Here is a 16127-nt window from a genome sequence, read left to right as displayed (position 1 = left end):
ATGGCATCCTTCTACTGATGCACGGCGAGCTGGTAGGCCGTGTACTTACGAATATTGATAACGCCGGTGTCGAAGATCAGGTATTGGCCCTTGATCCCCAGCAGCGTGCCTTCGGCAATCGGGTTCTTGTCCAGGTTGAAGCTGACGATCTTGGTCGGATACTGCTCGACCGGGTAGCGGATTTCGATCGGCTCGATGTCGGCAATCGTTTGGATGGCCTGTAGGCCAAAGCGTTCCTGCAACGTCACCAGGCCTTCGGCGCAGGCCGCGAACAGCTCATCACGCACGTGCTTGAGGTCCACCGATTGCGCATCGCCTTTGAGCAGCGCTCGCCAGTTGGTTTTGTCGGCCACTTGGCTGCGGAACAGGTCCTCGACAAAGCCGGACTGCTGGCGAGTGGCAACGCGCATGATCGGCAGCGCCTGGCTCGCGCCCTGGTCCAGCCAGCGGGTGGGCAATTGGGTCGCGCGAGTGATGCCGACCTTGATCCCCGACGAGTTGGCCAGGTACACCACGTGGTCGGTCATGCAGAACTGCTCGCCCCAGCCCGGATCGCGGCAGGTGCCAGCGTCGTAATGGCAACGCTCGGGGCTCATGATGCACAGGTCACACTGGGCCAGCTTGGTCATGCACGGGTAGCAATACCCCTGGCTGAAGCTGGTCTTGGTCTTGCGGCCGCAATGGCTGCAATGGATGGCACCGAGGTATTCCAGGCGCACGTGAGTACCGATCAGCGGGTTGACCGGCACCTCGACATCGCCCAGGCGAAACGCGTATTGAACGGTCGGCTCACCGAGTTGCGCCGACATCTTGCTGACTGCACCGCGACCAATTTCAATCAATGGATCGCATCCGACTTGAACAGGATGTTCGGCACCGGTGCCGACTTGGACGCGCACTCCTGCGGGCCCATGTAGCCGGTGCGCTGGTCTTCCGGCAGGTTCTGGATTTCCCAGGCGATCACCGCCTGCAGGGACAGCTCGCGCTGCTCGGCGGTGAGCTTGCGGCCATCGGACCACTTGCCGATTTCCACCGCGAGCTTGAGGCTCTCGTAGATATCGGGGGTGATGTTTTCGATCATTTCAGCAAAAGAGGACATAAGGCTCTTCCTTATCAAAGAGAGGATTTGCGACGGTTGTACAACCCGCCGAGCAAACCGGTAAGGCAACCGATGACCAGGCCGCCGACATGGGCAGCGTTGGCGATTTCGCCGAAGCCGATCATCGAGACCAGCCCCGACAGGCACAGCACCAGCCACACCAGCATCATCACCAGCACCCCACGGGGCAAGCGATAGGCCGGGTTGGGCGACAATAATTGAAAGATCCAGCAATGCCCGAGCAAGCCATACAACACGCCGGACAACCCACCAAACAGGCCGGGGCCACCGTAGGCGTATTGAGCGTAGTTGGAGACCAGGCTGAACAACAGGGTCAAGCCGAGCAGGTTGATGCTGCCCTGGCGCACTTCGATGCGCCGGCCCAGCTCCCAGTACCACATGCCATTCATGGCCAGGTGCAGGATGCCGAAGTGGATCAGCATCGGCGTGACCAACCGCCACCACTGCCCTGAAGCCAACATGTCGGCGAACGGGGTGAACTGGATGTACTCGCCCATCACCCGAAACGGCAGGAACGTCAGCCAGCTCATGGCTTGCAGGTTCTCACCCAGCAAGGTCACCGCGCCCACGATGATGCTCGCCAACAGCACCAGCGCCGTTACCGGGCTGTGGCGCACTTGCTGGATAAAACCGGGGCGCGAAACCGGCGCCTGCTCGGGAATATCCAGTTGCTGGTCGGGATCGCCGGCGGGAAAGCGTTGGTACAACACACGCACGTCTTCACTGATGGTTTCCGGAACCCACAACACTTGCTCACCCGCCTCTTCGCTGACGCGATGGGGCACTTGCATGCGTTGCAGCAATTTGACGAAACCACCCAGGTCGACGCTCAGGGGCAGGCGCAATACAGCCACGGTACTCATTTAATGACCTCAGGTCGCTCAACGTCGACCCAGACGAATTTACGCGGATCCAGTTGGGTTTCCTGGTCCAGGCGGTACGCCACCAACTTGCCGTACAGCACGGCGCTGTAGTCCAGGCAGGCCAGGTTCGGGCGGATCGGCGCCGGTTTGCCGCTGCGCCAGTAATGGCCGACGAACAGCAGGGGCTCGTCGACGCCATAGCGCAGCAGGGAATTTTTTTGCGTGGACGACAACGGTGTGCGCGCCACCGGCTCCGGCAAGGCGTCGGGCTGGAACACGATGTCGCCGTAGGTTTTCGGGTCGTCTTCCCAGAACTTGGTGCGAAAGAACGAACGCGTCAGCCCATCGCCGCCGGTCAGCGTGAGGCCATCGGGCAGGCGCATGTCGGTGCCGCGCAACAAGCGGTCGAAGGCATTGCAGGCAAAACTGCCGGGCACGGCGGCGGCCTGCAGGAAGTGCGGGTCGATGCAGCCGTCCGCGAAGGTCGCGCGCAGCGGTTGGATAAAGCCGTCATCCCAGCACGCATGCACCACGCGAAAACGCCCGGCATCGACAAACAGCGGCATGTCGTAGAACCAGCCGAGGAAGTCGTGCCAGTCACCCGGGTGCTGCTCGAACTGGGTCAGGGTTTCCTGGATCAACCTCGCATGCCGTGGGTTGTGCTCGCGCACGAACTGCTTGCCACTGCCCGGCGGCGCCGGTGTGGTCCAGCCCAGGGCATTGAACTCGTGGTTGCCCATGATGCACAGCGCCTGACCGGCCTCGGTCATGTCATGGACGATATGCAGCGCCTCGCGAATGCGCGGGCCACGGTCGATGATATCGCCGAGGAACACCGCCATGCGCGACGGGTGGCGCCAGGTCCCCCCTTGCTTGTGGTAGCCCAACCGGTCGAGCAGGTGCTCAAGGGTATGGGCGCAACCGTGCACGTCACCAATCAGGTCGTAGCTGCGCGCGGGATCGAGCATCAGTCGCCTCCACCCCCCAAGCGGCTGCCCCAGCCCAACTTGGTGCGGCACACTTCGTAGTAGTTGTGATCCAGCGGATGGATCAAGCGCAACTTCTGCGCCTTCTTGCTCACGGTGATGGTGTCACCGGGGGCGCAGGTGAAATGGTTCTGCCCGTCGCAGGAGACTTGCGGGTAGATCTGCATGTCTTTGGACACCACGATTTTCAGCTCACTGTTGCCATCGACCACGATTGGCCGGCTCGACAACATATGGGGGTACATCGGCACGATCACAATGGCATCCAGCTTGGGATGCATGATCGGGCCACCGGCCGACAGCGCGTAGGCCGTGGACCCGGTCGGCGTGGCGACGATCAGGCCATCGGCCTTCTGGCTGCACACGAACTGGCCGTCGATATACAGCTCGAACTCGATCATCCGCGTGGATTTGCCGGGGTGCAGCACCACATCATTGAGCGCATCGCCCTGGCCGATGGCCTCGCCGTGGCGACGTACCTCGGCTTGCAGCAGGAAGCGGTTTTCCACCAGGTAATGGCCGTCGAGGACCTTGGCCACTTCGACTTCCAGCTCATCGGGACGGATATCGGTGAGGAACCCCAGGCTGCCACGGTTGATCCCCAGCACCGGCACGTTATGCCGCGCCAGGGCCCGGGCGGCGCCGAGCAGGCTGCCGTCGCCGCCGACCACGATGACCATGTCGCACACTTCGCCGAGCATCTTGCGGGAGGAAGTCTGCAGGCCGTGGCCGGGGAGAATCTCGGCAATGGTGTCTTCGAGGATCACATGCAGGTGGCGTTCCAGCAGGAATTTTTTCAGCCGGCGGACGGTGTCCAACACCTGGGTACTGCCCAGGCGACCGATAATGCCGATATTGCGAAATTGCTCCATGGGGCTCCTGCGGGATTTGGGGTGTGGCAAAAAAGAAACGATTATGGGCGAAAGGCCGCCTGAGGCAAAATCCTTTGTCGCCGTGAAGCCTTGATGACAACGGTTCTCAGCCACCTGCGCGGCGGTTAAAAGGCTATGCTCGGACTCATGACTGTGTTCCCGGATTTGCACAACCTGCCCCGCCAACTGCGCCACCCCGAGGTGCGCGACCTGGCGTGGGTGATGCTCGCCCCGCCGATGCTGGCGCAGACGCCGTGGCCGCAGCGCCACCCGCTGGCCGGCAGCGACTGGGTGCAAGCGCCCGAGCGGCTTGAACACTGGCTACGCACACTCGACCGCGACAGCAGCGCCTTGCAGCACTGGCTGAGCCTGTCGCGCACGCGCCGCCTGGGCCTCTACTACGAACGCCTGTGGCAGTTCGCCGTGCAGCATGCGCCGGGCGTCGAGCTGCTGGCCGCCAACCTGCCGATCCGCCGCGCCGGGCACACCCTGGGCGAGCTCGACATGCTGCTGCGCGACCGTGAGGGCGTGCACCACCTGGAACTGGCGATCAAGCTCTATCTCGGCCCCCAGCACGGCAACGGCGAGGACACTGCGCAGTGGCTCGGCCCGGGCTGCCATGACCGGTTGGATCGCAAGCTGGCGCACCTGGCCCAGCATCAACTGCCGATTTCGGCGCGGCCGGAAAGCCGTGAGGCGCTGGGCGCCTTGGATATCCAGCAGTTCGACGCGCATTTGTGGCTTGGGGGGTATTTGCTCTATCCCTGGCCGGGCCAGGCGGAGCCGCCCCGAGGAGCCCATCCGCAGCATTTGCGCGGGCGCTGGTTGCATCAGCGTGACTGGCAGGAGTTTGTCCGCACCACCCCGCCTGGGCGCTGGCAGCCCCTGCCCCGGCACGCATGGCTGGCACCCGCGCATTACCGCGCGGATGAGGTGTGGAGCGCGGAACAAATGCAGGGCTGGCTCGCGGAGTTGGAGCCGATGGCGCCGGCGCAGCTACTGGTGCGCATGGTGCAAGTCGGTGAGGACTGGGAGGAAGCCGAGCGATTGTTCCTGGTGGCTGATTTGTGGCCGAACGTGCCGGGCAGCACCTGATTATTTTTGCGGGGTGGCTGATGGCCTCTTCGCGAGCAAGCCCGCTCCCACATTTGGAGCGTATTCCAGGCTGGTTATTGGGTTGGCTGTGGGGTCTGGGTGAGGGTTTTGGGGCGGCTTCAAGGGACTCATCGCAGGCAAGCCAGCTCCCACATTTGGAGCGTATTTCAGGCTGGTTATTGGGTTGGCTGCGGGGGTTTCGGGCAGGCTTGAGGGGCCCATCGTGGGCAAGCCAGACCGACATTTCAAGCGCGCCGCATATTAATGTGGGAGCTGGCTTGCCTGCGAAAGCAATAGTCCAGGCACTACAGCCTATCGATATGCCGATATTCCAGCTGCAACTCGGCCGCCAGTTCCTGCGCGCGCCCCAATCGGATCGGCCCTCGCTCGATATCCACCAACAGCCCCGGACACTCCAGCAAAGGCAGCCCGGTAATCGTCTTGAGCCGCCCATCGGTGATCACCAGCAAGCGCTGCTGCTCGGTCGGGTAACGCTTGCGCCGTGCCGCCAACCAATGCCCCGCCTCGGTCAACGCCGCCAGCAACGGCGTGCCGCCACCCGCGCCCAGCTGTTCGAGCCAGCCCGCCAGGCTTTTCGCCGCCTTGAGCCCCTGCACCTGCCATGCGGGCGATTGTCCGCTGGCCGTCAGCAACGCCATGCGTGCCCGCTGGCGATAAGCGTCATCAAACAATTGCGCCAATAAGCCTTTGGCGTCGGTCAATGCACGGTGCCGACGGGTAGACGCCGAAGCATCGACGATCACCAGCCACAATTCGTGCGCCGAACGGCTGCGCAGGTGATAGCGCAAGTCTTCACGCGATTGCGGTCGGCCACCGAGCAAAGTGCCCGGCCAGTTGACCGCGCCCTGCTTCGCGCTGCGCGCCTTGCCCTGCCTGCCTCTGTCCAGTCGCCCCGCGGTGGGACGGGCATCCGCCCCCGCGTCAGGTCGGGGGCGGATGCCTAGGGCTTTTTTGGCCAGCTGGGCACGTCTCGGCGGGCGCCCGTGGGCAGGGCCGGTGCGGGCATATCGCCCCATTGGCCTTGACCAGGCGAGGTATCCGATGGCTTGGGCGCCTGGCCTTCAGGCGGCGGGCTGGCCGCTGGGGATTGCGCTTGGCGACGATGGCGCAAGGCAAATTCCGCCACCGCGTCTATATCTTCCTCGGCAATCGCGGTCGCCCCGCGCCACGCCGCGTGGGCCCTGGCGCCGCGCAGCCAGACCAGATCAGCGCGCAAGCCATCGACACCCGCGGCAAAGCAGCGCTCGGTGATCTGCGCCAAGGCCTGATCATCCAGCGCGATGCTCTCCAGCCGCGCCCGCGCCTGGGTGCAGCGCTCACGCAACGCGGCCTGCTGCTCGGCCCACTGCGTGCAAAACGCCGCCGGGTCACTGTCGAAATCCAGACGACGGCGGATGATTTGCCCACGCTCGGCCGGCAACGTCTGCCCGCTCAACGCCACATTGAAACCGAAGCGATCCAGCAACTGCGGCCGCAGCTCGCCCTCCTCCGGGTTCATCGTGCCGATCAGCACAAAGCGCGCCGAGTGCCGGTGGGAAATACCGTCGCGTTCGATCAGGTTGGTGCCGCTGGCGGCGACGTCCAGCAACAGGTCGACCAGGTGATCGGGCAGCAAGTTGACTTCATCGACATACAGCACGCCCCCGTCGGCCTTGGCCAGCACGCCGGGGGAAAACTGCGCGCGGCCTTCACCCAGCGCAGCGTTCAGGTCCAAAGTGCCAACCAGACGTTCTTCGGTGGCGCCCAACGGCAAGGTGACAAACTGCCCGCTGGCCAGTAAATCGGCCAGGCCGCGCGCCAGGGTCGACTTGGCCATGCCGCGCGGGCCTTCGATCAGCACACCGCCAATCTTCGGGTCGATGGCAGTCAGGCACAGCGCCAGCTTCAAGTCATCGGCGCCGACCACGGCGGACAGCGGAAAATGGGGAATATCAGTCATGCCTATTTCTCGTTAAATACTGCGGCACAGGCGGTTTCCTGTGGTGGTCGAGCGTGTTGTGACCAGTAGGCCTCTTGTCAGCCAGTAGGCTTGTTGTGACCAGCAGGCCCCCTGTCAGCCAGTGAACTTGTTGTAACTAGCAGGCCCCTGTCAGCCAGTGAGCTTGTTGTAACTAGCAGCCTCTGTCAGCCAGTGGGCTTTTTTGTGGCGAGCGGGCTTGCCCCGCGTTGGGCTGCGCAGCAGCCCCATTAAAGCCAACGCATTTGTTTCTGACAAACCGCAGCGTGCGGTTTTGGGGCTGCTTCGCAGCCCAACGCGGGGCAAGCCCGCTCACCACAAAAAGCCTGCACACCCTCAGTAAGGCGACTTGCCACAAAAAGCCTACTCATCCTCAGTAAGGACACTTGCCACAACAAACCTACACACCCTCAGTAAGGCCACTTGCCACAAAAAGCCTACACACCCTCAGTAAGGCCACTTGCCACAACAAGCCTACTCACCCTCAATAAGACTACTTGCCACAATAAGCCTGCTCACCCTCAGTAAGGCCACTTGCCACAACAAACCTACTCATCCTCAGCAAGCCCACTTGCCACAGACAGCCTCAGCCGTCTTCTTCTATATCCAGCAACAGATTTTCCAACGCTTCCTTATACGCCCCCGGCTCCTGCCACTGGCCGCGCTGCTGGGCTTCGAGCATGCGTTCGGTCATGTCGCGCAGCGCCGCAGGGTTGTGCTGCTGCACAAACGCGCGGGTGTCGGGGTCGAGCAGGTAGGCGTCGGCGAGCAAGGCGTATTGATGATCGTCGATCAGCGCGGTGGTGGCGTCGAACGCGAACAGGTTATCCACGGTCGCGGCCATCTCGAACGCACCTTTGTAGCCGTGGCGCTTCACGCCGTCGATCCACTTCGGGTTGGCGGCCCGTGAGCGGATCACGCGGTTCAGCTCTTCCTTCAAGGTACGGATCCTCGGCAAGTCCGGCTGGCTGTGGTCGCCATGATAACTGGCAGCCGTGTCGCCACTCAGGGTTTCCACGGCAGCGAGCATGCCGCCCTGGAATTGGTAGTAGTCATTGGAATCGAGCAAGTCGTGCTCGCGGTTGTCCTGGTTCTGCAACACCGCCTGCACCTGGCTCAGGCGCTGGGCAAATTGCTCGCGGGCGGCGGTGCCTTCATCCGAGCCGCCGTAGGCATAACCGCCCCAATTGAGGTAGACCTCGGCCAAGTCCTCGCGGCTTTGCCATAGGCGCCCGTCAATCGCGCCCTGCACGCCTGCACCATAGGCACCGGGCTTGGCGCCGAAGATACGCCAGCCCGCCTGCTTCGCGGCGGCGGCTTCATCCAGGCCGGACTCGAGCAGCGCCGCGCGCTCACTGCGCACCTTGGCGGCCAGCGGGTTCATATCATCCGGCTCATCCAGCGCCGCTACCGCCTGCACGGCTGCGTCGAACAGGCGGATCAGGTTGGCGAAGGCATCGCGGAAGAACCCCGAAACGCGCAGCGTCACGTCCACGCGCGGGCGGTCCAGCAGGCTGATCGGCAGGATCTCAAAGTCATCCACGCGCTGGCTGCCCGTGGCCCATACCGGGCGCACGCCCATCAGCGCCATGGCCTGGGCGATATCGTCGCCGCCGGTGCGCATGGTCGCGGTGCCCCACACCGACAGGCCGAGTTGGCGCAGGTGGTCGCCATGATCTTGCAGGTGTCGCTCAAGAATCAGGTTCGCCGACTGAAAGCCAATGCGCCAGGCGGTGGTGGTCGGCAGGTTACGCACGTCCACGGTGAAAAAATTGCGTCCCGTCGGCAGTACATCCAGGCGCCCGCGACTCGGCGCCCCACTCGGCCCGGCCGGCACGAAACGGCCGCCCAGGGCGTCGAGCAAGCCGCGCATTTCCGCTGGACCACAGGCATCCAGGCGCGGTGCGACGACAATGCGCAGGCTTTCGATAACGGCCTTCACATCCTCCCAACCGGGCTCCTCCAACTGCTCCAACGGCCCTTCCAGCGCCTGCTCGATCAAGCGCGCCGCATACAGCTCCAGGCGCTCGCGGGTGTCACCGGCGGTGCGCCACAACTGCGCGTCGATCTTCTGCAAGACCATGGGGCGGCGGCCGGTCCAGGGTTCGGCGAGGGCGCAATCGAGCGGGTCGAAGCCCAGGTCGAAGGCCTTGGCCAACACCCGCAACAGGCTCGATTGCGGACCACGCCCATCGCCGCGCGGAATGCGCAGCAATGCGAGCAAGGTATCGATGCGCAGGCGGCCTTCAGGCGACTCACCAAAGATATGCAGGCCGTCGCGGATCTGCGACTCCTTCAGGTCACACAGGTAAGTATCCAGGCGCGGCAGCCACACCGCTGCGTCGGCGTCGTTGTCGAGCTCAAGTTCCTGGTCGATGCGGGTTTCGCGCACCAACTTGAGGATGTCCTTTTGCAGCTCAACCGCCCGACGCGGGTCGAGCAGTTGGGCCTCGTAGTACTCGTCCGCCAGCAATTCCAGGTCACGCAACGGCCCATAGGTCTCGGCGCGGGTCAGCGGCGGCATCAAGTGATCGATGATCACCGCCTGGGTGCGGCGCTTGGCCTGGGCGCCCTCGCCCGGGTCATTGACTATAAACGGGTAGATATTCGGCAACGGCCCCAGCAACGCGTCCGGCCAGCAGTTTTCCGACAGGCCCACGCCCTTGCCCGGCAGCCATTCGAGGTTGCCGTGCTTACCCACATGAATCACGCCATGGGCGCCGTAGGTATGGCGCAGCCAGAAATAGAACGCCAGGTAGCCGTGAGGCGGCACCAGGTCCGGGTCGTGGTACACCGCGCTGGCGTCCACCTGGTAACCGCGCGCCGGCTGGATGCCGACAAAGGTCAGGCCCAGGCGCAGGCCTGCGATCATCATGCGCCCGTCGCGGCACATCGGATCGTGGTCCGGGGTACCCCAGCGCTCCAGCACGGCCCGGCGATTGGCCTCGGGCAGGCGGTTGAACATCGCCTCGTAATCATCCAGGCCGAGGCTTTGATGGCAGGGGCGCAGGTCGAGGCTGTCGAGGTCGTTGGTGACACCGCCCAGTAGTTCATGGATCAACGCAGTGCCGCTCTCCGGCAACTCAGCGGGCAGCGGATAACCCTCGGCGTGCAGAGCACGCAGGATATTCAGCGCAGCAGCAGGCGTATCCAGGCCCACGCCGTTGCCGATACGGCCGTCGCGGGTCGGGTAGTTGGCGAGGATCAGCGCGATGCGTTTTTGTGCATTCGGCACCCGCGCCAGTTCGACCCAGCGTCGGGCCAGTTCGGCGACAAAATCCATGCGCTCGGGCGCGGCGCGGTAGCACACCACGTCCGACTGGCTGCGCTCACTGCGCCAGGCCAGGTCCTTGAAGCTGATCGGCCGGCTGATGATGCGCCCGTCCAGCTCCGGCAAGGCAATGTGCATGGCCAGGTCGCGCGGGCCCAGGCCTTGTTCGCTGGCTTCCCAGCCGGGCTGGTTGTCTTGGGCGCAGATCGCCTGGATCACCGGGATATTGCGGCGAAACGGCCGCAGGTGCGGGGCTTCCGGGCTGGATTGGGCGAAGCCGGTGGTGTTCAGGATCACCGCCGCGCCGACCTCGTCCAGCAGGTCCTCGACCACCGTCAGGCAGCCGGGCTCTTTCAAACTGGCCACCGCCATCGGCAACGGGTTGAGACCCGCCGCCTGCAAGCGCTGGCAGAACACATCGATAAAACCGGTATTGGCCGCCTGCAGGTGCGAGCGGTAGAACAGCACCGCCGCCACCGGCCACTCCGCGCGCCAATCCGCCTGCCAGTCATTCAGGCGCGGGTTGGCTGTGTGCGGGTGATAAATCGCCGTGCGCGGCAGGGTTTGCGGCTCGTTCCAGGCGTAGCTGCGGCCCAGGTAACTGCTCGCCAGGCAACCGTAGAAATCCAGCGCGTTGCCCAGGCCGCCCTGGCGCAGGAAGTGCCACAGGCGGTCGCGTTCCGCCGCCCCAACGGTACTCAGCCCGCTGAGTTCCGGGTCGGGGCGATCATCCCCCGGCACCAGGATCAGTTGCACGCCGCGCTCGGCCAACTCCACCAGGCGCTCGATACCGTAGCGCCAATAGCCGATGCCGCCGTGCAGCGAAATCAGGATGACCTTGGCATGGCGCAGCACCTCGTCGACGTACAGGTCGACCGAGGCATGGTTCTGCACCTGCATCGGGTTGGCGAGGCGAAAGCTGGGGTAATCCTCGGGCAACTGCTGGGCGGCTTCGGCGAGCAGCGCCAGGCTGGAGTCGCCGCTGCACAGGATCACCAGTTCGGCGGGCGTTTGTCCAAGGTCGGCAATATTGTCGTCCGAGACGAAACCACCGGGCTGGGTCCTGAGCAGGTGCATGGGTTAAACGCTGAGGGCAGCGCGCAATTGCGCTTCGAGGCCAGCCGCATCCAGCTCCTGGCCGATCAGTACCAGGCGCGTGATGCGCGCTTCATCGGCCGCCCAGGCGCGGTCGAAGTGCTTGTCGAACCGCGTGCCCACGCCCTGGATCAGCAGGCGCATCGGCTTGTTCGGGATCGCCGCGAAGCCTTTGACGCGCAGGATGCCGTGTTGCACCACGAGTTGGGTCAGGGCGTCGAGCAGCAGCGCTTCGTCGGCTTGCGGCAGGTCGATGGAGATCGAGTCGAACGCATCGTGGTCGTGATCGTCTTCACCTTCATGGTGATGATCGTGGTGGCTGTGGCGACCGTCGATGTGCTCTTCGGAGCCGGCGCCCAGGCCGATCAGCACGTCGAGCGGCAGGCGCCCGCTGCTGGCTTCGATGATCTTCACCGCCGGCGGCAGTTCTTCGGCGACTTCCAGGCGCACACGGGCCAGGTCTTCCGCGCTGATCAGGTCGGATTTGTTGAGGATCACCAGGTCGGCGCTGGCCAGTTGGTCGGCGAACAGCTCGTGCAATGGCGATTCGTGGTCCAGGTTCGGGTCGAGTTTACGCTGCGCGTCGACTTGATCCGGGAAGGCGGCGAAAGTGCCGGCGGCCACGGCCGGGCTGTCGACCACGGTAATCACCGCGTCGACGGTGCAGGCACTGCGGATTTCCGGCCACTGGAAGGCCTGCACCAGCGGCTTTGGCAGGGCCAGGCCCGATGTTTCGATGAGGATATGGTCGAGGTCACCGCGACGGGCGACCAGTTCGCGCATCACTGGGAAGAACTCTTCCTGCACGGTGCAGCACAGGCAGCCGTTGGCCAACTCATACACGCGGCCATTGGCTTCTTCCTCGGTGCACCCGATGGAGCACTGCTTGAGGATTTCACCGTCGATGCCCAGCTCGCCGAATTCGTTGACGATCACGGCAATGCGACGGCCCTGGGCGTTGTCGAGCATATGGCGCAGCAGCGTGGTTTTGCCCGAACCGAGAAAGCCGGTAACGATGGTGACGGGGAGTTTGGCCAGTGTTTTCATCGGATGCCCTTTGGGGCGGGCATACGGGACGATAGGCCCTGCGGCGGCGCGCAGCGGCAGATTTCGTCACCGGATCACCCCGCCCGGTTGAAGTGGAAAATCGGTTGCGAGGCAGGTCTCCTGGCTTGGGGCTTGCGGGTCGTGCGACCGGCGCCGGCTGCGCCTTCCCGCCTGGTGGCAGTGGCGTGGCAGTCGGATAAACCCTTTACAGTTGCGGGGGCAGCCGCGGATTGGACCGCGTTCCCTTCTTAGCTTCGGCCTGGGCTGAAGAACCTCGAGGGTGCAAGGCTACGCAGTGGTGGGGGGATGGTCAATGATGGGGTTGGGTTGGTGTACATATCCGTTTCTGCGGTAATGGCGGCCTATGGTTCCGCTCTTACAGCGGGTCACTTTTGGAAAAGAGCCCCAAAAGTAACCAAAAGGGCTCTTGCCCCAACACTCGGCACCTCGCTCACGCTCGGTGTGCCCGTAATCCGACATTGATTTGGGGGGCCGCCGCCACGCGCCATCCATGGCGCGGGGCGGCTAAACCGGCATCCCTGCCGGTTTACCCCCCAAATCAATATCGAATTCCGGCCAGCGTGTTTGATGGGGCGCCTAGATCAAGATCAAGATCAAAAGCAAAAGCGCGGCGGCCTTAAAGCCGACCGGATTCTTATCTCGAACTCGGTCAACCTGTGGGAGCTGGCTTGCCTGCGATGGTCGTTAACGATGATGCGAAGCACCAGAACCAACGCGGCGTCCTCACGTTTTTTTCGCCGGCAGCCGGCTCCTAAAGAGATCAAAAAGCGTACCAACGATGCGAAGCGAGCCGCTTTTGACCTTGATCTTGATCTAGGCGCCCCATTAAACACGCTGGCCGAACGCAGGCTTGAATCCGTGGGTAACCCGGCAGGACGCCGGGTTAGCCGCACTGGGCCAAGGATGGCCCATTGCGGCGGCCCACGGATTCAAGCCGGAGTGAGGGCACACCGAGCCTAGGCGAGGTGCCGAGTGTTGGGGCAAGAGCCCTTTTGGTTACTTTTGGGGCTCTTTTCCAAAAGTGACCCGCCGTAAGGGCGGAACCAATTCCAGCCATCACCCCAATATCGGATATACCCCCCACAACCGATTTGACTCCCCTCCCACCCCCATGCTCTCCTACACACCTTGTTTCGGGTGCCCTTCACAGGGTGAAACGGGAAACCGGTGAGTCATCACATGACGAGTCCGGTGCTGCCCCCGCAACGGTAAGCGAGCGAAGCGTCAGATCCACTGTGCCAAGGGCATGGGAAGGCGACGCTTTCAGGACTCCCCCAGGAGCCCCCTCGCAAGCCCGGAGACCGGCCCGAAAAAATCAGATAACAAACCCGCGGTGGGCGGGCGCTGTTCAGAACCCTGCGTGCCTGGCTCGCGGGGTTTTCATGCGCTCGTTTCACCCTGACACCCAGAAGGGACGCGCCATGTCGATCATCAGCAGCACCTCGCACACCGCCAGCAGCTCCGCCACCCTGAGCCAACGCCTGACCGCCGCCATCGGCGCGTCGATTCTCGGTGCGTGCCTGGTGTATTTCGCCGGTTTCTCGCACATCGAAGCAGTGCACAACGCTGCCCACGATACCCGCCACAGCGCCGCGTTCCCGTGCCACTGAGACCTGCCGACATGATCAAGCGTATTGCGCAAACCGCAGGTTTCACCGGCCTCCTGGCCGCCCTGCTGCTGACCCTGCTGCAAAGTTTCTGGGTAGCTCCGTTGATTTTGCAGGCGGAAACGTTCGAAAACGCCCCGGCCACTACTGAAGTGGCACATCAACATGCCGACGGCGCCGCCGCCCACAGCCACGACGCCGAGGCCTGGGAGCCGGAAGACGGCTGGCAACGCGTGCTCTCCACCACCGGCGGCAACCTGGTTGTTGCCGTGGGTTTTGCCCTGATGCTCGCCGGCCTCTACACCTTGCGCGCGCCTACTCGCACCGCCCAAGGCCTGCTGTGGGGCCTGGCCGGTTATGCGACCTTCGTACTGGCACCGACCCTGGGCCTGCCGCCTGAGCTGCCAGGCACCGCCGCTGCCGATCTCGCACAACGGCAGATCTGGTGGATCGGCACCGCGGCCTCGACGGCGGCCGGCATTGCGCTGATCGTGTTCGGTCGCAACTGGCTGCTGAAAATCCTCGGCGTGGCGATCCTGGCGGTGCCACACGTGATCGGCGCACCGCAGCCGGAAGTGCATTCGATGCTGGCCCCGGAAGCCCTGGAAGCGCAGTTCAAGATCGCTTCGCAGCTGACCAACGTGGCGTTCTGGCTGGCCCTGGGCCTGATCAGCGCCTGGCTGTTCCGCCGCAACCGCGACAATCAATACTCGGCATGACCCTGGTGGTCGGCCTGGGCTGCCAGCGCGGCTGTGATGTTCACACCCTGCTGGACCTGCTGGACAGCGCCCTCGCCGAAGGGGGGATCGAGCGCCAGCGCATCACTGCGCTGGCAAGCATCGACCGCAGGCAGGATGAACCGGGCCTGATCGCCCTGTCCCGCCTGCTTGAGCTGCCGCTGCAGTGCTTCAGCGCCGACCAACTGGCGGTGTATGAAAACCGGCTGAGCCACAAATCAGCCGTCGCGTTCGCCCACACAGGCTGTCATGGCGTCGCCGAAAGCGCCGCCCTGGCCCTCGCCGAACATCTCGCCAGCGGCCCTGCCCGCCTGCTGATCACCCGCCGAAAAAACGCCCAGGCGACTTTTGCATTGGCCTGCGCAGGCTAAAACCCCGATAATTGCCTGCCCTGAACATGAACAATGTTCATACACGCCCGCTTTTAAACAGGAAATACCATGACCGTCTACTTTATCGGCGCAGGCCCTGGCGATCCGGAATTGATCACCGTCAAAGGCCAGCGGCTGATCCGCAGCTGCCCGGTGATTATCTATGCCGGCTCGCTGGTGCCGGCGGCGGTATTGGAAGGCCATCAGGCGCAGCAGGTGGTCAACAGCGCCGAACTGCACCTGGAACAGATCATCGACCTGATCAAGGCCGCCCACGCCAATGGCCTGGATGTGGCGCGGGTGCACTCCGGTGACCCAAGCCTGTATGGCGCGATCGGCGAGCAGATCCGCTATTTGCACGAGCTGGGCATTCCATTTCAGATCATCCCCGGCGTGACCGCGGTGGCGGCGTGTGCAGCGCTGCTGGAGACCGAATTGACCCTGCCGGACATTGCGCAGAGCGTCATCCTGACCCGCTACGCCGACAAAACCAGCATGCCCGCCGGCGAAGCGTTTGAAAGCTTGGCGCAACACGGCACGACCATGGCGATTCACCTGGGGGTCAATCACCTGGAGAAGATCGTCGCGCAACTGCTGCCGCACTATGGCGCCGATTGCCCGATTGCCGTGGTGCACCGGGCGACCTGGCCGGATCAGGATTGGGCGCTGGGAACGTTGAGTGACATTGCCGAAAAGGTCGCCGCCAAGGGCTTCAGGCGTACCGCGTTGATTGTGGTGGGTCGAGTGCTGGCGAGTGACAGTTTCAGCGAGTCGTCGCTGTATCGGGCTGGGCATGCACACCTTTATCGGCCTTAATGCTCAACCTCATTAATCAAATATAAGACACTGATTTAAATGAATAAAATATAAATCAAAAATGTGGGAGCGGGCTTGCTCGCGAATGCGCTGTGTCAGTCAACTGATTGAGTGACCGGGGCACCGCATTCGCGAGCAAGCCCGCTCCCACACTTAATCTTATCTGTCAGATAGATAGCTTAAACCATTGAATTTAAAGCATAAAAAAACGGCGCTCACGGGGCGCCGTTTTTTTGTTCGCAGTGAAC

The 16127-nt window shown here is 63.4% G+C and carries 14 protein-coding genes and 2 riboswitches; of the genes, 5 read left to right on the top strand and 9 right to left on the bottom strand.

From position 1 onward, the window contains the following. Positions 1–11: 11 nt before the first annotated feature. The 5 genes from AC07SI_RS16855 to AC07SI_RS16835 are packed head-to-tail and all read right to left on the bottom strand — an operon-like array spanning position 12 to position 3841. Entirely contained in the window at positions 12–842 is an 831-nt protein-coding gene (locus AC07SI_RS16855) for a DUF2797 domain-containing protein (protein WP_065906465.1), read from the bottom strand. Continuing rightward, entirely contained in the window at positions 839–1099 is a 261-nt protein-coding gene (locus tag AC07SI_RS16850) for a YeaC family protein (protein ID WP_016972751.1), read from the bottom strand. Before AC07SI_RS16850 ends, AC07SI_RS16855 begins: the two co-directional genes overlap by 4 nt. Before the next feature lie 14 nt (positions 1100–1113). Next, the gene (locus AC07SI_RS16845; protein WP_106804171.1) at positions 1114–1983 is read right to left on the bottom strand and encodes a rhomboid family intramembrane serine protease; all 870 of its coding nucleotides are present in this window, start codon (positions 1981–1983) and stop codon (positions 1114–1116) included. Continuing rightward, a complete protein-coding gene (locus tag AC07SI_RS16840; RefSeq protein WP_371920703.1) occupies positions 1980–2954 on the bottom strand; it encodes a metallophosphoesterase in 975 nt (324 codons plus the stop codon). Before AC07SI_RS16840 ends, AC07SI_RS16845 begins: the two co-directional genes overlap by 4 nt. Beyond that, positions 2951–3841 carry an NAD(+) kinase gene (locus tag AC07SI_RS16835; RefSeq protein WP_003217892.1) on the bottom strand — a complete coding sequence of 297 codons (891 nt, stop codon included), beginning with the start codon at positions 3839–3841 and terminating at the stop codon, positions 2951–2953. The genes AC07SI_RS16840 and AC07SI_RS16835 overlap by 4 nt, the downstream gene beginning before the upstream one ends. A 147-nt stretch (positions 3842–3988) precedes the next feature. Between AC07SI_RS16835 and AC07SI_RS16830 the strand changes: the two genes are divergently transcribed. Next, positions 3989–4936 carry a DUF1853 family protein gene (locus AC07SI_RS16830; RefSeq protein WP_282397426.1) on the top strand — a complete coding sequence of 316 codons (948 nt, stop codon included), beginning with the start codon at positions 3989–3991 and terminating at the stop codon, positions 4934–4936. A 305-nt stretch (positions 4937–5241) separates the two neighbouring features. On the opposite strand, the gene AC07SI_RS16825 is transcribed toward AC07SI_RS16830, so the two are convergent. The 4 genes from AC07SI_RS16825 to cobW all read right to left on the bottom strand — a co-directional run bounded on the left by AC07SI_RS16825 (position 5242) and on the right by cobW (position 12327). After that, positions 5242–5844 (bottom strand): vWA domain-containing protein, encoded by a 603-nt coding sequence (locus tag AC07SI_RS16825; protein ID WP_106805683.1) that lies wholly within the window; start codon positions 5842–5844, stop codon positions 5242–5244. 53 nt (positions 5845–5897) lie between these two features. Then, entirely contained in the window at positions 5898–6896 is a 999-nt protein-coding gene (locus tag AC07SI_RS16820) for a magnesium chelatase ATPase subunit I (RefSeq protein ID WP_495006122.1), read from the bottom strand. 604 nt (positions 6897–7500) lie between these two features. After that, positions 7501–11262 carry a cobaltochelatase subunit CobN gene (gene cobN, locus AC07SI_RS16815; RefSeq protein WP_495006121.1) on the bottom strand — a complete coding sequence of 1254 codons (3762 nt, stop codon included), beginning with the start codon at positions 11260–11262 and terminating at the stop codon, positions 7501–7503. A 3-nt stretch (positions 11263–11265) separates the two neighbouring features. After that, positions 11266–12327 (bottom strand): cobalamin biosynthesis protein CobW, encoded by a 1062-nt coding sequence (cobW, locus tag AC07SI_RS16810; RefSeq protein ID WP_065906450.1) that lies wholly within the window; start codon positions 12325–12327, stop codon positions 11266–11268. A 93-nt stretch (positions 12328–12420) separates the two neighbouring features. Next, positions 12421–12619: riboswitch (cobalamin riboswitch) on the bottom strand. 847 nt (positions 12620–13466) lie between these two features. Next, positions 13467–13672: riboswitch (cobalamin riboswitch) on the top strand. 97 nt (positions 13673–13769) lie between these two features. Here cobW and AC07SI_RS16805 point away from each other — a divergent pair. The 4 genes from AC07SI_RS16805 to cobM all read left to right on the top strand — a co-directional run bounded on the left by AC07SI_RS16805 (position 13770) and on the right by cobM (position 15879). Continuing rightward, positions 13770–13958, top strand: a complete 189-nt coding sequence (locus tag AC07SI_RS16805) for a CbtB domain-containing protein (protein WP_027606475.1) — start codon at positions 13770–13772, stop codon at positions 13956–13958. Between the two features lie 11 nt (positions 13959–13969). Continuing rightward, complete coding sequence (locus AC07SI_RS16800) at positions 13970–14674, top strand: CbtA family protein (protein WP_495006120.1); 705 nt, start codon at positions 13970–13972, stop codon at positions 14672–14674. Beyond that, positions 14671–15063 carry a cobalamin biosynthesis protein gene (locus tag AC07SI_RS16795; RefSeq protein WP_106804176.1) on the top strand — a complete coding sequence of 131 codons (393 nt, stop codon included), beginning with the start codon at positions 14671–14673 and terminating at the stop codon, positions 15061–15063. The genes AC07SI_RS16800 and AC07SI_RS16795 overlap by 4 nt, the downstream gene beginning before the upstream one ends. A 69-nt stretch (positions 15064–15132) precedes the next feature. Then, positions 15133–15879, top strand: a complete 747-nt coding sequence (cobM, locus tag AC07SI_RS16790; RefSeq protein ID WP_495006119.1) for a precorrin-4 C(11)-methyltransferase — start codon at positions 15133–15135, stop codon at positions 15877–15879. Positions 15880–16127 lie beyond the last annotated feature (248 nt).

It is taken from the genome of Pseudomonas sp. GW821-FHT05D12, assembly GCF_059419825.1.
Note: the sequence above shows the minus strand (reverse complement) of the source record. Positions and strands in the feature narration are given on the sequence as shown.

Excerpts from the sequence above, each read along its gene's own strand:
- AC07SI_RS16835 (WP_003217892.1), bottom strand. The coding sequence starts at position 3,841 with ATGGAGCAATTTCGCAATATCGGCATTATCGGTCGCCTGGGCAGTACC.
- AC07SI_RS16805 (WP_027606475.1), top strand. The coding sequence starts at position 13,770 with ATGTCGATCATCAGCAGCACCTCGCACACCGCCAGCAGCTCCGCCACC.
- cobW (WP_065906450.1), bottom strand. The coding sequence starts at position 12,327 with ATGAAAACACTGGCCAAACTCCCCGTCACCATCGTTACCGGCTTTCTC.
- AC07SI_RS16795 (WP_106804176.1), top strand. The coding sequence starts at position 14,671 with ATGACCCTGGTGGTCGGCCTGGGCTGCCAGCGCGGCTGTGATGTTCAC.
- AC07SI_RS16850 (WP_016972751.1), bottom strand. The coding sequence starts at position 1,099 with ATGTCCTCTTTTGCTGAAATGATCGAAAACATCACCCCCGATATCTAC.
- cobN (WP_495006121.1), bottom strand. The coding sequence starts at position 11,262 with ATGCACCTGCTCAGGACCCAGCCCGGTGGTTTCGTCTCGGACGACAAT.
- cobM (WP_495006119.1), top strand. The coding sequence starts at position 15,133 with ATGACCGTCTACTTTATCGGCGCAGGCCCTGGCGATCCGGAATTGATC.
- AC07SI_RS16845 (WP_106804171.1), bottom strand. The coding sequence starts at position 1,983 with ATGAGTACCGTGGCTGTATTGCGCCTGCCCCTGAGCGTCGACCTGGGT.
- AC07SI_RS16800 (WP_495006120.1), top strand. The coding sequence starts at position 13,970 with ATGATCAAGCGTATTGCGCAAACCGCAGGTTTCACCGGCCTCCTGGCC.
- AC07SI_RS16830 (WP_282397426.1), top strand. The coding sequence starts at position 3,989 with ATGACTGTGTTCCCGGATTTGCACAACCTGCCCCGCCAACTGCGCCAC.
- AC07SI_RS16820 (WP_495006122.1), bottom strand. The coding sequence starts at position 6,896 with ATGACTGATATTCCCCATTTTCCGCTGTCCGCCGTGGTCGGCGCCGAT.